Source organism: Chelatococcus sp. CO-6, assembly GCF_001271345.1.
Lineage (GTDB): Bacteria > Pseudomonadota > Alphaproteobacteria > Rhizobiales > Beijerinckiaceae > Chelatococcus_A > Chelatococcus_A caeni.
The window spans coordinates 2,391,512-2,405,240 of the sequence record NZ_CP012398.1; the positions used below are offsets into that span (position 1 = coordinate 2,391,512).

General features: G+C 69.2%; 15 protein-coding genes. 7 read left to right on the forward strand and 8 right to left on the reverse strand.

The features are described 5' to 3' along the window. Nucleotides 1-3: 3 nt before the first annotated feature. From AL346_RS11210 to ccoN, 6 genes are read right to left on the reverse strand one after another with little or no spacing between them, the layout of a single operon-like run. Complete coding sequence (locus AL346_RS11210; RefSeq protein WP_019403449.1) at nucleotides 4-798, reverse strand: DUF2189 domain-containing protein; 795 nt, start codon at nucleotides 796-798, stop codon at nucleotides 4-6. 25 nt (nucleotides 799-823) lie between these two features. Next, nucleotides 824-1,054, reverse strand: coding sequence for a hypothetical protein (locus tag AL346_RS11215; RefSeq protein ID WP_019403448.1), 231 nt, complete (start codon nucleotides 1,052-1,054; stop codon nucleotides 824-826). Between the two features lie 3 nt (nucleotides 1,055-1,057). Next, nucleotides 1,058-1,933 carry a cytochrome-c oxidase, cbb3-type subunit III gene (ccoP, locus tag AL346_RS11220; RefSeq protein ID WP_019403447.1) on the reverse strand — a complete coding sequence of 292 codons (876 nt, stop codon included), beginning with the start codon at nucleotides 1,931-1,933 and terminating at the stop codon, nucleotides 1,058-1,060. Continuing rightward, nucleotides 1,924-2,091: a cbb3-type cytochrome c oxidase subunit 3 gene (locus tag AL346_RS11225; protein ID WP_019403446.1), complete on the reverse strand. Its 168-nt coding sequence runs from the start codon at nucleotides 2,089-2,091 to the stop codon at nucleotides 1,924-1,926. The genes ccoP and AL346_RS11225 overlap by 10 nt, the downstream gene beginning before the upstream one ends. Further along, nucleotides 2,088-2,828: a cytochrome-c oxidase, cbb3-type subunit II gene (gene ccoO / locus AL346_RS11230; RefSeq protein ID WP_019403445.1), complete on the reverse strand. Its 741-nt coding sequence runs from the start codon at nucleotides 2,826-2,828 to the stop codon at nucleotides 2,088-2,090. Before ccoO ends, AL346_RS11225 begins: the two co-directional genes overlap by 4 nt. A gap of 5 nt (nucleotides 2,829-2,833) precedes the next feature. Beyond that, entirely contained in the window at nucleotides 2,834-4,486 is a 1,653-nt protein-coding gene (gene ccoN / locus AL346_RS11235; protein WP_019403444.1) for a cytochrome-c oxidase, cbb3-type subunit I, read from the reverse strand. Nucleotides 4,487-4,800: 314 nt separating this feature from the next. On the opposite strand from ccoN, the gene AL346_RS11240 reads away from it, so the two are divergent. The 4 genes from AL346_RS11240 to AL346_RS11255 are packed head-to-tail and all read left to right on the forward strand — an operon-like array spanning nucleotide 4,801 to nucleotide 8,855. Continuing rightward, nucleotides 4,801-5,787, forward strand: coding sequence for a metal ABC transporter solute-binding protein, Zn/Mn family (locus AL346_RS11240; RefSeq protein WP_019403443.1), 987 nt, complete (start codon nucleotides 4,801-4,803; stop codon nucleotides 5,785-5,787). A gap of 43 nt (nucleotides 5,788-5,830) precedes the next feature. Further along, on the forward strand, nucleotides 5,831-6,655 hold the full coding sequence (locus AL346_RS11245; protein ID WP_053193651.1) for a metal ABC transporter ATP-binding protein: 825 nt from the start codon (nucleotides 5,831-5,833) through the stop codon (nucleotides 6,653-6,655). After that, nucleotides 6,652-7,863 carry a metal ABC transporter permease gene (locus AL346_RS11250; protein ID WP_019401593.1) on the forward strand — a complete coding sequence of 404 codons (1,212 nt, stop codon included), beginning with the start codon at nucleotides 6,652-6,654 and terminating at the stop codon, nucleotides 7,861-7,863. Before AL346_RS11245 ends, AL346_RS11250 begins: the two co-directional genes overlap by 4 nt. Beyond that, the gene (locus AL346_RS11255) at nucleotides 7,863-8,855 is read left to right on the forward strand and encodes a metal ABC transporter permease (protein WP_019401594.1); all 993 of its coding nucleotides are present in this window, start codon (nucleotides 7,863-7,865) and stop codon (nucleotides 8,853-8,855) included. The genes AL346_RS11250 and AL346_RS11255 overlap by 1 nt, the downstream gene beginning before the upstream one ends. Here AL346_RS11255 and AL346_RS11260 read toward each other — a convergent pair. Further along, nucleotides 8,816-9,124 carry a hypothetical protein gene (locus AL346_RS11260; protein WP_019401595.1) on the reverse strand — a complete coding sequence of 103 codons (309 nt, stop codon included), beginning with the start codon at nucleotides 9,122-9,124 and terminating at the stop codon, nucleotides 8,816-8,818. The two genes, AL346_RS11255 and AL346_RS11260, sit on opposite strands and share 40 nt — an antisense overlap. A gap of 120 nt (nucleotides 9,125-9,244) precedes the next feature. Between AL346_RS11260 and AL346_RS24650 the strand changes: the two genes are divergently transcribed. Then, nucleotides 9,245-9,397: a DUF3309 family protein gene (locus AL346_RS24650; protein ID WP_019401596.1), complete on the forward strand. Its 153-nt coding sequence runs from the start codon at nucleotides 9,245-9,247 to the stop codon at nucleotides 9,395-9,397. Nucleotides 9,398-9,614: 217 nt separating this feature from the next. Here AL346_RS24650 and AL346_RS11265 read toward each other — a convergent pair whose 3' ends face one another. After that, a complete protein-coding gene (locus tag AL346_RS11265) occupies nucleotides 9,615-10,463 on the reverse strand; it encodes an RNA methyltransferase (RefSeq protein ID WP_050996521.1) in 849 nt (282 codons plus the stop codon). 164 nt (nucleotides 10,464-10,627) lie between these two features. Between AL346_RS11265 and ilvD the strand changes: the two genes are divergently transcribed. Both ilvD and AL346_RS11275 read left to right on the forward strand, forming a co-directional pair. Next, complete coding sequence (ilvD, locus tag AL346_RS11270; protein ID WP_026015035.1) at nucleotides 10,628-12,481, forward strand: dihydroxy-acid dehydratase; 1,854 nt, start codon at nucleotides 10,628-10,630, stop codon at nucleotides 12,479-12,481. Nucleotides 12,482-12,488: 7 nt separating this feature from the next. Beyond that, a complete protein-coding gene (locus tag AL346_RS11275) occupies nucleotides 12,489-13,724 on the forward strand; it encodes an MFS transporter (RefSeq protein ID WP_053193654.1) in 1,236 nt (411 codons plus the stop codon). Nucleotides 13,725-13,729 lie beyond the last annotated feature (5 nt).

Sequence of the window (13,729 nt, forward strand, 5' to 3'; positions counted from 1 at the left end):
GGGTCATTCCTCCTGCGCGATGGCCTTGTAGGCGTGCCAGGTGCCGTGGCCGAGCACCGGGAAGGTGATGAGGAGCCCGAGGAGGCCCGTCGCGAGGCTCGCGAGGAAGAGCGCGAGCACGACGGCGCCCCAGGCGAGCATCACAGGCAGGTTGTTCCACACGAGCGCCATGCTCTTGCCCATGGCCGTGAAGGCGTCGACGCGCCGGTCGAGCAGCATCGGGATGGAGAAGGCGCTGATGGCAAAGGAGAAGGCGGCGAACAGCGCCCCGACGAGGCTGCCGACGACGAGCATGGCAAGGCCGAGCGGCGTGGCGAACAGCATCGCCGCGATGGGCCCGAGGCCCGGCACGAAGGGCTGCCAGCCGAAGAACAGCGCGTAGATGATGACGGCCGCCCGCATCCACACCAGCATCAGCATCATCAGGAGCGCGCCGGTGAAGAGGATCTGCCCCGTCGAGGCCGCCTTGACGAAGATCATGGCGGTAAGGCTCGCCCGCCGCCCCTCGGCGAGGCGCCGGCTCTTCTCGTAGAGGCCGATGGCGAGCACGGGCCCGACCACCATGAAGCCGGCGAGGGCCGGGAAGAGGATGTAGTCGAAATCGAGGGCGAAGAGCCCCCAGATGGTGGCGAGCGACACGGCGAAGACGAGGAGGCCGTAGACGAGGCTCACCCCCGGCTGCATCGTGAAATCCCGCCAGCCCTTCCGGAGCCAGGTGAGGGCCTCCGATGCCGGCAGTCCGCGGTCGAGATCGACGCGGGCGGGCTTGACCGGCGCTTCGTGCGCAACTGTGCTCATGTCCTTTTCCCCTCGCTCGGTCCGCTCAGCAGGATGACTTCGCCGCGCGGAAGGCGCCTTCGCCCCCGCCCGGTGCCTTGAGATGGGTGACGCAGTCCGGCTGCGAGGACAGCGCCACCACGACGAGATGCGCGTTCGCCCCGACGATCACCGCGGCCGCCGCGGCGACGATGAGGAGCGCGGTGAGGCGCCCCCGCGACCAGGGCCTGCGGGCCGGATGTCCGGTTGGCTCCCTGCCTTGCGTCCTCGCCGTCATGGCTCACTTGCCTCCGCTAAGGTCGAGCACGTAGAGCGTGAGGATCTTGCGGTCGAGTTCCGAGAGCCGCGTCTCCCACGCCGGCATATGGCCCTGGCGGCCGCCGTAGACGGTGTTGAAGATCGACTGGCGGTCGCCGCCGTAGATCCAGAAGCTGTCCGTCAGGTCGGGCGCCCCTACGTCGGTGCTGCCCTTGCCCTCCGGCCCATGGCAGGAGGCGCAGTTGGCGTCGTAGACCTCCTTGCCGGCGACGACCGCTGCCTTCTCCGGCCCGCTGACGAGGGTCGGGTCGCTCAGCGACTGCACATAGGTGACGACGTTGAGCACGGCCGCGCGGTCGAGCATCTGGTCGCGGCCGAAGGCGAGCATCTGGGCGATGCGGCCGTCGGGATGGCCGCTGTTGATGCCGACGCGGATCGTCTCCGCCACGGCGTCCGGCGTGCCGCCCCACAGCCAGGCGCGGGCCGCGAGGTTGGGATAGCCCGGTCCGCCCTTGCCGGAGGTGCCGTGGCAGACCGCGCAATTGTCGCCGAAGAGGGCGCGGCCGCTCTCGCGCACCTTCTGCATCAGGCCGGCATCCGCCTGGATGGTGGCGTAGTCGTCCTGCGCGACGCGCTGCGCCCAGCTGCGCTGGCGCGCGGCCTCGGCGACGCTCTCGCGCACGATCTCGCGCTGGTCGATGCCGAGCAGGCCCTTCGTATAGGTCACGCCGAGCGGCCAGGCCGGCATCAGCACCCAATAGACGAAGGCGAAGACGGCGGTGATGGAGAGGAAGAACCACACCGCCCTGGGGACGGGGGTGTTCAGCTCCTTGATGCCGTTCCACTCGTGCCCGGTCATCCGCTGGCCGGTGTAGGGATCGTGCTCGCCTACCGACATGGCATGTCCTCGTCGTCGATGATGCTCTTGGCGGCTTCCTCGAACCGCTCCTTGTTGGAGGGCCAGAAGGTGTAGGCGACGACGGTGATGGCCATCGCCATGAGGTAGAAGAGGCCGTAGGACTTGGAGAATGCGACGAGCGTGTCGTGGTCGATCATGGCTTCGCCCCTTCGGTCGATGCGGTCTGCTGGTGGGCGGCGTCCGTGAGGCGGCCGAGAACCTGCAGGTAGGCGACGAGCGCATCCATCTCGCTCACCCGCTCGGGCTTGCCGTCGAAGGCGCGCACGTTGGTGGCCTCGCCGTAGCGGGCGGTGACGCCGGCCGCGAAGGGGCCGTCCGGCATCGCCTGGCCATAGGCGTCGGCGGTGGCGTTGGCGATCATCTCGTCCGTGTAGGGCACGCCGACCACGCGCTGGGCGGCGAGATGGTCGGAGAGGTCGTTCACCTTGAGCGGCGTCTCGGCGAGCCAGCGGTAGGCCGGCATGATCGATTCCGGCACCACGTCGCGCGGGTTGATGAGATGCGCGACGTGCCAGGCGTCGGAATATTTGCCGCCGATGCGGGCGAGGTCCGGCCCCGTGCGCTTGGAGCCCCAGAGCATCGGGTGGTCGTATTTCGACTCGACCGCCAGCGAATAGGGCCCGTAGCGCTCCACCTCGTCGCGCAGGGTGCGGATCATCTGCGAGTGGCAGGCATAGCAGCCCTCGCGGATGTAGATGTTGCGCCCCGCGAGTTCGAGCGGCGTGTAGACGCGCATGTCGGGCGCCTCCTCGACCGTCTCGTCGATGGTGAAGAGCGGGGCGATCTCCATGAAGCCGCCGATGCTCGACACCACGATGATGGCGACGACGAAGCCGATGGCGTTGCGTTCGAGCTTTTGATGGATGCCGAACATCTCAATCATTCTCCCGCTTGGAGCGACCGGGCGAGGGCGGGGACGACGGGCGCGTCGGGCTCGTCGGCCCGCTCGGCCGAAGCCTCGCGGATGGTCATCCACACGTTGTAGAGGCCGACGACCGCGCCGATGGCGAAGAGGAGGCCGCCGATGGCACGGGCGATGTAGTAGGGCCGCATCGCCACGAGCGAGTCGATGAAGGAATAGGCGAGCGTGCCGCCCTCGTTATAGGTGCGCCACATCAGGCCCTGGATGATGCCCGAGTTCCACATCGCGAAGACGTAGACGAGCGTGCCCGCCAGCGAGAGCCAGAAGTGCACCTCGACGAGCTTGTTGGAATACATGGCCGGCCGCTTCCAGACCCACGGCACGACGGCATAGATCGAGCCGAAGGTGATGAGCGCCACCCAGCCGAGCGCGCCGGCATGCACGTGGCCGACGGTCCAGTCCGTGTAGTGCGAGAGCGAGTTGACGGCGCGGATCGACATGAACGAGCCCTCGAAGGTCGAGAGGCCGTAGAACACCGCCGCCAGCATCATGAAGCGCAGCGTGGCGTCGTCGCGCACCTTGTGCCAGGCGCCGTTGAGGGTGAGCAGGGCGTTCGCCGCCGCCATCCACGAGGGCACGATCAGCATGATCGAGAAGGTCATGCCGAGCGTCTGCACCCATTGCGGCAGGGCCGTGTAGTGCAGGTGGTGCGAGCCCGCCCACATGTACATGAAGGTGATGCCCCAGAAGCCGAGGATCGACATGCGGTAGGAGAACACCGGCCGGCCCGCGCGCTTGGGCAGGTAGTAGTACATCATCCCGAGGAAGCCGGCGGTGAGGAAGAAGGCGACCGCGTTGTGGCCGTACCACCACTGCGTCATCGCATCCTGCACGCCCGAGAAGGCGGAGTAGCTCTTGGCGCTGCCGAAGGAGATCGGCACGGCGAGGTTGTTGACGATGTGCAGGATGGCCACGACCAGGATGAAGGCCATGTAGTACCAGTTGGCCACGTAGATGTGCGGCTCCTGCCGGCGCATCAGCGTGCGCAGGTAGATCGAGAAATAGACGACCCACACGACGACGAGCCACAGGTCGGCGTACCACTCGGGCTCGGCATATTCCTTCGACTGGGTGATGCCGAGGAGATAGCCGCTCGCCGCGATGAGGCAGAAGAGGTTGTAGCCGACGAGCACGAACCACGGGCTGAACTGGTCGGGCAGGCGGGCGCGGGACGTGCGCTGCAGGACGTGGAAGGAGGTGGCGATGAGCGCGTTGCCGCCGAAGCCGAAGATGACGCCGGAGGTGTGCACCGGCCTGAGGCGGCCGAAGCTCGCCCAGGCGGCGTCGAAGGTCATGTCCGGATAGACGAGCAGCCAGGCGACCCAGTCGCCCACGCCCATGCCGATGACGCCCCAGATCATGGCGAGCACGACGCCGGCCTTCGTCGGCGTGTCGTAATACTGGGCGAGGCGCTCCTCGCCCGGCTCCGGCGCATAGAAGCCGGCGATGACGAAGAACATCAGGATGACGGCCGAGGCCATGATGAGCCCGCCGTGCACGGCGAGAATGTCTCCCCGGCCGGCGATGGCCAGGGCAAGGCCGAATGTCGCCACGGCCGTCAGTACGGCAAGGGCCAGCCGCCTCTCGCCCCTCGTCAGTTCCGATATCATGGTGGCGTTGCTCCCGCTCCGCTCCTGGACCCCTGCGACGGGCGTGAGAATCCACCCGTCCTTCAAGGCCATAGGACGAGCCGGCGACCAGTTGTTTGATGCGGATCAAAGAACGCCGGATTCGGCTGTGCTCGGCGCCCGCCTTTCCTCCTTTCCCGATGCGGCAAAGTGCCCGCGCGCGGAACCTTGCCGGGGGCACGCCGTTGCGGGTGCGGGATGCCAACTTCGTAATGCAACTCATTTGCACTTGCGCGGCGGAAGCGTGCAGCCTATATCTGCAATTGCAATTCATTCGCAACAAGGAGAGATGCCTCATGCCCGGTGCTTCGCGACGCGGCCTCATGGCCATGGCGGCCGGTGCCCTGCTCGCCTTCGCCGCCGCGGCCGGCCCGGCAGCGGCGCAGACGCCGCCGGCAGGCAGGCTCGCCATCGTCGCCACGACGGGCATGATCGCCGATGCCGTGCGCCAGGTAGCGGGCGACCGGGCCGAGGTGAAGGCCCTGATGGGTCCGGGCGTCGACCCGCACACCTATCGCCAGACCCGTGCGGACATCGTCGCCATGACGAAGGCCGATGCCGTCATGTGGCACGGGCTCTATCTCGAGGCGCAGCTCGAGGCCTTCTTCGTCGACCTTGCGAAGCACAAGAAGGTCATTGCCCTCGCCGACACCCTGCCGAAGACGGAGCTGCTGGCGCACGAGGATTATGAGGGGCGCTACGATCCGCACGTCTGGATGGCGCCGCGCATGTGGAAGGGCGTCGTTTTGGCCGCGCGCGACGCGCTGATCGCGCTCGACCCGGCCGGCGAGGAGACCTTCCGCCGCAATGCCGATGCCCATCTCGGCGAGATCGACGCGCTCGCGGCCTATGGCGAGCGGGCCATGGCGAGCGTGCCGGCCGAGGCGCGCGTCCTCGTCACCGCGCACGACGCCTTCCGCTACTTCGGCCGCGCCTATGGCTTCGAGGTGCTCGGCATCCAGGGCATCTCGACGGAGAGCGAGGCGGGGCTCAAGCACATCGAGGATCTCGTCGGCACCTTGGTCGAGCGCAGGATCGGCGCGATTTTCGTCGAGACCTCGGTGCCGGACCGCAACGTCAAGGCCCTCATCGAGGGGGCGGCGGCGCGCGGCCACAAGGTGGTCATCGGCGGCGAACTCTATTCCGACGCCATGGGTCGGCCGGGCACCTACGAAGGCACCTATGTCGGCATGATCGACCGCAACCTCACGACCATCGCCCGGGCCCTCGGCGGCGACGCGCCGGCCCTCGGCTTTCAGGGCAAGCTCGACCCGGTCGACTGAAGAGGCATGACGCCAGGATGCCTGATGTCAGGAACATGACGCCATGAGTGCCCCGACCCTGATTGCCGACCACGGCCGCACGCTCGGCCAGAGCCATCCCGACAGTCCGCTCGCCATCAGCGGGCTGACGGTCAGCTATGGCGAGAAGCCGGTGCTGTTCTCGATCGACTTCGTCGTGCCGAAGGGGGCGATGGTTGCCATCGTCGGCCCGAACGGCGCCGGCAAGTCGACGCTCATCAAGGCGGCGCTCGGCATCGTGCCGCGCGTCGCCGGCGAGGTCACGGTCTTCGGGGCCCCTTATGAGAAGGCGCGCCACCGCATCGCCTATGTGCCGCAGCGTGCCAGCGTCGACTGGGATTTCCCCGCGACCGTGCGCGACGTCGTGCTGATGGGGCTCTACCGCGAGATCGGCTTCCTGCGCTTCGCCGGCCGCCGCCATCGCGAAAAGGCGCTCGCCTGCCTCGAACGCGTCGGCATGGCGGCCTTCGCCGACCGGCAGATCGGACAGCTCTCCGGCGGCCAGCAGCAGCGCGTCTTTCTCGCCCGCGCGCTCGCGCAGGAGGCGGACCTCTATGTGATGGACGAGCCCTTCGCCGGCGTCGATGCGGCCACCGAGCGCGCCATCATCGCCGTGCTCAAGGAGCTCAACGGCGCCGGCAAGACCATCGTCTGCGTGCACCATGACCTCGCCACGGTGCCCGACTATTTCGACCATGTCCTGCTCGTGAACGTGCGCAAGATCGCCGACGGGCCCGTTGCCGCCACCTTCACCTCGCACAACCTGCAGGCGACCTACGGCGGGCGCCTCGCGGCGGCCCATGTGGAGGAGGTCGCGGTGGGGCGGGAAGCGGCGGGGGAGGGGCGATGACGGCCTTCCTCACGGCGCTCGCCCTCGGCGCGGGCTACAACACCGCCCTCGTCACCATCGGCGCGGCCATCCTCGGCGGCAGCGCCGGGGCCATCGGCACCTTCGTGCTCCTGCGCAAGCGCTCGCTCGTCAGCGATGCCGTCAGCCACGGCACGCTGCCGGGCCTCGCGCTCGCCTTCATCCTGATGGCGCTCCTGACCGGCGACGGGCGCAACATCGTCGCGCTCATGGCGGGTGCGGCGCTCAGCGCCGCCCTCGGCCTCTTCTGCGTCGAGTGGATCACCCGCCGCACGCGTCTCACCGAGGATGCGGCCATCGGTGCGGTCCTGTCCGTCTTCTTCGGCTTCGGCATCGTGCTGCTCACCGTCATCCAATCGCTGCAGACCGGCGGGCAGGCTGGCATCGCCGGCTATCTCCTGGGCTCGACCGCCGGCATGCTGCGCTCGGAGGCGGAGACCATCGCCGTCGCCGCGCTTGCCACGGGAGCCGCCATCTTCGTGCTGCGCCGGCCCTTTACGCTGGTGTGCTTCGACGAGGGCTATGCCGCGACGCGTGGCATCGACGTGCGCCTCACCGACCTTGCCATGATGGGCGTGCTGCTCGCCGTCACGGTCATCGGCCTCAAGGTGGCCGGCCTCGTGCTCATCGTCGCGCTCACCATCATCCCGCCGGTGACGGCGCGGTTCTGGACCGACCGGCCGGAGCGCATGGTGCTCATCGCCGCCGCCTTCGGCGCCGCCGCAGGCTATGTCGGCGCCGCCATCTCCGCCTCGGACCGGGGCCTGCCGACCGGGGCGGTCATCGTGCTCACCGCCGCCGCTTTCTTCGCCCTCTCGCTTGTCTTGTCGCCCGTCCGCGGCCTGATGTCCGGCCTTGCCACGCGCCTGCGTTTCCGGCGGCGCGTGCACGAGCGCCAGGGCCTGCTCGCCCTCGCCCGCGGCGAGGCCATCTACGATCCCCTGACCATCAAGGTGCTGCGCCGGGCCGGGCATATCCGCGCCGACGGCGTCGCGACGCTCGAAGGCCGCGCCGCCGCGGCGGCCGCCGTACGCGAGGAGGCCCTATGGGGGCTCTACCGCCGGCTGCATCCCGACGAGGCGGCAGCCCTCGACCATCAGGGCCTTGCGCCCATCGCGAAAGCCCTGCCGCCGGACGTGGTGGCCGACCTTGCAGCGCGTCTCGATCCGGCCGGGGCAGGAGCACGGTGATGGGCACCGATTTCGTCGTCCTCAGCCTTGTGCCGATTACCATCGGCATCCTCGTCTGCGTCTCCTGCGCGCTGCTCGGCAACTTCCTCGTGCTGCGCCGCCAGAGCCTCATCGGCGATGCGGTGAGCCATGTGGTGCTGCCGGGCATCGTCGGCGCCTTCATCTTCACCGGCACCGTCGCGGCCGGGGCCATGCTGCTCGGCGCCGGCATCGCCGCCGTCCTCGCCGTCCTGCTCATCGAGGTGGTGCGCCGGGTCGGCCGCGTCGAGCCGGGCGCGGCCATGGGCGTCGTCTTCACCACGCTCTTCGCCGCGGGCGTGCTGCTGCTCGAGCAGTCGGACACGAGCTCCGTGCATCTCGACGTCGAGCATGCGCTCTACGGCAATCTGGAAAGTCTCATCTGGCTCGCGGGCGGGGCCGGCTGGCCGGCGCTGCTCGATCCGGGCGCGCTCGCGGCCCTGCCGCCGCAGCTGCCGCGCCTGGCGCTCGTCACGCTCGCCGTGGTCGTGTTCCTGCTTGTTTTCTGGAAGGAGCTCGTCATCGGCACCTTCGATGCGACATTCGCGGAGAGTGTCGGCGCCCGGCCCGGACCCGTGGGCTTCGCCCTCATCGTCATGGTGGCGGTGGCGGCGGTCGCGGCCTTCGATGCCGTGGGCTCGATCATCGTCATCGCCATGTTCATCTGCCCGCCGGCCGCCGCGCGGCTGATGACCGACCGGCTCGTGCCCCAGCTCGGCTGGAGCGTCGCCTTCGCCGTCGTCTCGGCCATCGCCGGCTATGTGCTGGCCGGCTACGGCCCGCTGTGGCTCGGCGCCGCCTACAGCGTCAGTGCCGCGGGGATGATCGCGACTGTCGCAGGGCTGATCCTCGCGCTCGCCTGCCTGGCCGGGCCGCGGCGCTTCGGCACGCGCACGGCCGCCCGCCGGCGGCGGCCGTCGCCCGGGCGGGCATCTCACCACCAGTCGTCGATCTCGAATTCCTTGCAGGTATAGCCGATGAAGCAGCGTGGGGTGTCCGCGGCGACCACCCAGGCGGGGCGTGTGACCTGCGTCGGGTAGCAGAAGCTGCGATTGGCGACATAGCGGTCGTAGGTCGTCTGGCTCGTCGAGACGACGACGGCTCCGCGCGAGGCGACGATGCCGACGAGCGCGCGGCAGGTGAGCCCCGGCGCATAGGGCCGCGACTGTGCGAGGGCCTGCGCGGCCGGGCCGGCGACGGCCGCGGCGGTCAACAGGGCAAGGGTGAGGGTGCGGGCTTTCATCGTCTCGCCTCCACATCGGGCGCCGGGCGCCGGACGAACAATAAATTATAGCCTGCTTGAAACAGAATGGCCCCTTCGTGCGTTCCCATGACACTCGCTTAAGTCAAGGGGTGGAACGCCATGTCCACGATACTGATCGTCATACTGATATTGTTGCTCATCGGCGCTCTGCCGAGCTGGCCCTACAGCGCGGGCTGGGGTTATTACCCCAGCGGCCTCCTGGGCCTCATCCTTGTCGTCGTTCTCATTCTCGCACTGATGGGACGCTTGTAGCGCCCGACAAGATCAGGCGTTTTCGGGTCGGCCGCCGGCGCACGCTCTCTGCGCCGGCGGCGGCGTGACGTTTAGGGGTCACAGGGAGAGAGAACATGGAGTTGACGATCCAGCTTCTCGGTGTGCTCGGTTCCATGATCGTCTTCGTGACGATCTGCGCTCTCGAAGGGGCAAGCTGACGGCGTCGACCCAGGCCGGCTGGGGCAGGAGGCCGTTTTCAGGAAGCGGAGGGTGCACCCTCCTCGTCGTGACGGCGCTTTGCCACCTGTGACAGGTGGTAGAGCACGATGCCGCTCGTCGTCGCGACGTTGAGGGAATCGAAGCCGTGCGCCATGGGGATGGTGACGGTGTGAGCGCGCGCCATGACGCCGGCCGGCAGGCCCGGCCCCTCCGTGCCCAGGAGGATGGCGGCCCGGGCCGGACGCGCGAGCTGCGCAAGTGGCGTTGCGCCCGACGGGCTCAGCGCGAGGGGAACGAAGCCGTGCCGCTCCATGAGGGTCACGACGTCCTCGCCCTCGCCGATGCGGGCCGAGGGCACGATGAGGCTCGCGCCGACGGAGACGCGGATTGCCTTGCGGTAGAGCGGATCGCAGCTCGCCGCGTCGAGCAGCACGGCCGCGGCGCCGAAGGCGGCGGCATTGCGGAAGATGCCGCCGACATTGTCATGGTTGGCGATGCCGAGGCCGACGACGACGAGCGCCTCCTCAGGCAGTTGGGCGAGGAGCTCGGCCGCTCCCGGCATCGGCGCCCGCTCGCCAAGCGCCAGGATGCCGCGATGGAGGTGGAAGCCGACGATGGCGTCCATCACGGCCGGCGCGGCCCGGTAAGCCGGCACGTCTGCCGGCATCCGTGCCAGAAGATCGCCGAGGCTGTCGAAACGGTTGGCGGCCACGAGCAACGAGCGCGTGCGGTGGACGGCGCGCGTCAAGAGCACGCGCAGCACCACCTCGCCCTCGGCGATGAAGTGGCCCTGCCGGCCGACGAGGTCGCGCTCGCGCACGTCGCGATAGGCGGCGATGCGCGGGTCGCCCGGATCGTCGATGTCGATGATTTCAGCCAACGGCATCTCCCGCGCGGCTTTGTGCGCAGCAGTCGCCAGCCATGCGCTCGGGCGCATGGCTTTTCCTTGCGTTCGCTGGCATTGTCCCTTGCCTCATTGGAACAGCCATAAGAAAAAGCCCGCTCACGCTCAAGGACGGCGCCGCAAGGCGCCAGGATATGGAAGACCCGATGCCCAGCTATCGCTCGCGTACCTCGACCCACGGCCGCAACATGGCCGGTGCCCGCGGCCTGTGGCGCGCCACCGGCATGAAGGATGGCGATTTCGGCAAGCCGATCATCGCCGTCGTCAATTCCTTCACCCAGTTCGTGCCCGGCCACGTGCACCTGAAGGATCTCGGCCAGCTTGTGGCGCGCGAGATCGAGGCGGCGGGCGGCGTCGCCAAGGAATTCAACACCATCGCGGTCGACGACGGCATCGCCATGGGCCACGACGGCATGCTCTACAGCCTGCCCTCGCGCGAGATCATTGCCGACAGCGTCGAATACATGGTCAATGCGCATTGCGCCGACGCCATGGTGTGCATCTCCAACTGCGATAAGATCACGCCCGGCATGCTGATGGCGGCCATGCGCCTCAACATCCCGACGGTCTTCGTCTCCGGCGGGCCGATGGAGGCCGGCAAGGTCGTCCTCAACGGCAAGGAGAAGGCGCTCGACCTGATCGACGCCATGGTCGCGGCCGCCGACGACACCGTCTCGGACGAAGACGTGAAGGTCATCGAGCGTTCGGCCTGCCCGACCTGCGGCTCGTGCTCGGGCATGTTCACGGCCAATTCCATGAACTGCCTCACCGAGGCGCTGGGCCTCGCTTTGCCGGGCAACGGCTCGACGCTCGCGACCCACGCCGACCGCAAGCGCCTGTTCGTCGAGGCCGGCCACCTCATCGTCGACCTCGCCCGCCGCTATTACGAGCAGGACGACGCCTCGGTGCTGCCGCGCGCCATCGCCAGCTTCAAGGCCTTCGAGAACGCCATGACGCTCGATATCGCCATGGGCGGCTCGACCAACACGGTTCTGCACCTTCTCGCCGCCGCGAACGAGGGCGAGGTGCCGTTCACGATGAGCGACATCGACCGCCTGTCGCGGCGCGTGCCCGTCCTGTGCAAGGTGGCCCCGGCCGTCAGCAACATCCACATGGAGGATGTGCACCGGGCGGGCGGCATCATGGCCATCCTCGGCCAGCTCGATCGCGTCGGCCTCATCGACACCAGCCTGCCGACCGTGCACAGCACGACGATGGCCGAGGCGCTGGACCGCTGGGACATCGCCCGCACCGACAGCGAGAGCGTGCGCACGTTCTACAAGGCCGCGCCCGGCGGCGTGCCGACGCAGGTCGCCTTCAGCCAGGACCGGCGCTGGGACGACCTCGACCTCGACCGCGAAAAGGGCGTCATCCGCGCGGCCGAGCACGCCTATTCGAAGGACGGCGGCCTCGCCGTGCTTTACGGCAACCTCGCCGAGGACGGCTGCATCGTGAAGACGGCCGGCGTCGATGAATCGATCCTGAAATTCTCCGGGCCCGCCCGCATCTTCGAGAGCCAGGACGCGGCGGTCGAGGGCATCCTCGGCAACAAGGTCAAGGCCGGCGAGATCGTGCTCATCCGCTACGAGGGGCCGCGCGGCGGCCCGGGCATGCAGGAGATGCTCTATCCGACAAGCTACCTGAAGTCGAAGGGCCTCGGCAAGCTCTGCGCCCTCGTCACCGACGGGCGCTTCTCCGGCGGATCCTCGGGCCTGTCCATCGGCCACGTCTCGCCGGAAGCGGCCGAGGGCGGCACCATCGGCCTCGTCGAGGAGGGGGACGTCATCGAGATCGACATCCCGAACCGGCGCATCCACCTCGCCGTGGCGGAGGAGGAGATCGCCCGCCGTCGCGCCGCCATGGAGGCGAAGGGCCCTGCCGCCTGGCAGCCGGCCGCCCCGCGCAAGCGCGCCGTCTCGGCCGCTCTCAAGGCCTATGCGGCCCTGACGACCAGCGCCGCCCGCGGCGCCGTGCGCGACGTGAGCGGCCTGAAGCGCTGAGCCTGCCATGACGACAGCTGCGCCCGCCACCGCGCCCGCCGGTGGGCGGAGCTTCTTCATCACAGGCCTCGGCATCGGCCAGATCTGTTCGTGGGGCTCGCTCTACTACAGCTTCCCGCAGATCGCCGAGGCGATGGGCCGCGATCTCGGCTGGGACAAGCCGCTGCTCTACGGCGCGGCGACGCTCGGGCTCGTCCTCGGCGGCCTCGCCGCCTATCCCGTCGGCTCGGCCATCGATCGCGGCCAGGGCCGCGCGGTGATGGCCGGTGGCTCGGCGCTCGCCGGGCTGCTGCTGCTCCTGTGGTCGCAGGTTGAGAGCCTGCCGGTCTTCTATCTCGCCGTCGCCGGCATCGGTGCCCTGCAAGCCGCGACGCTCTACGAGGCGGCCTTCGCCGTCGTCGCCCGGCGCACGGGCGCGGGCGAGGCCCGGTCCGGCATCACGGCGCTCAGCCTGTGGGGCGGCTTCGCCTCCACCGTCTTCATCCCGCTCGTCGAGCTGCTGCTGTCCGGCCTCGGCTGGCGCGGGGCGCTCATGGTCCTCGGCGCCGTCAATCTCCTCGTCTGCGCCGGCCTCTATGCGGCGGTCATCGATCGGCGGGTCGACGCCATGCCGGCGCGCCATGCCGGTGCGGCCGCGCCGCTCGGCGGGCGCGCCGCCGTCGCCGCCGCGGTGCGTCGCCCGGTCTTCTGGGCCCTGGCGCTCGCCTTCACCGCCTATGCCGCGACGTTCTCGGCCTTCACCTTCCATCTCTATCCGCTGCTGACGGAAAAGGGCTTTGCGCCCGCCTCGGTGGTGGCCGCCATGGCCATCATCGGCCCGGCGCAGGTGACGGGACGCGTCCTCGTCTGGCTGTTCGCCGCGCGCGCTTCCGTGCGGGCGATCGGCTCGGCGGTCGTCGCCGTCTTCCCGCTCGCGCTCCTGATGCTGGCCGCATTGCCGCCGAGCTTCGCGCTCATCGCCGTGGTCGCGGCGCTCTATGGCGGCGCCAACGGCATCATGACCATCGTGCGCGGCCTCGCCGTGCCGGAGATGCTGACGCGCGAGGCCTATGGCGCCGTCAACGGCGCGCTCACGGCGCCGACCACCATGGCGAAGGCCTTCGCGCCTGTGGGCGCCGCAGCCTTGTGGGCCGCGGCCGGATCCTACGATGCCGTGCTCGTCGGCATCATCGCCGGCGGCAGCCTTCTTGCCCTCGGCTTCTGGGCGGCCGCGGCGCTGTCGCGCCGGGAGGCCGCCCGGTAGTGCGC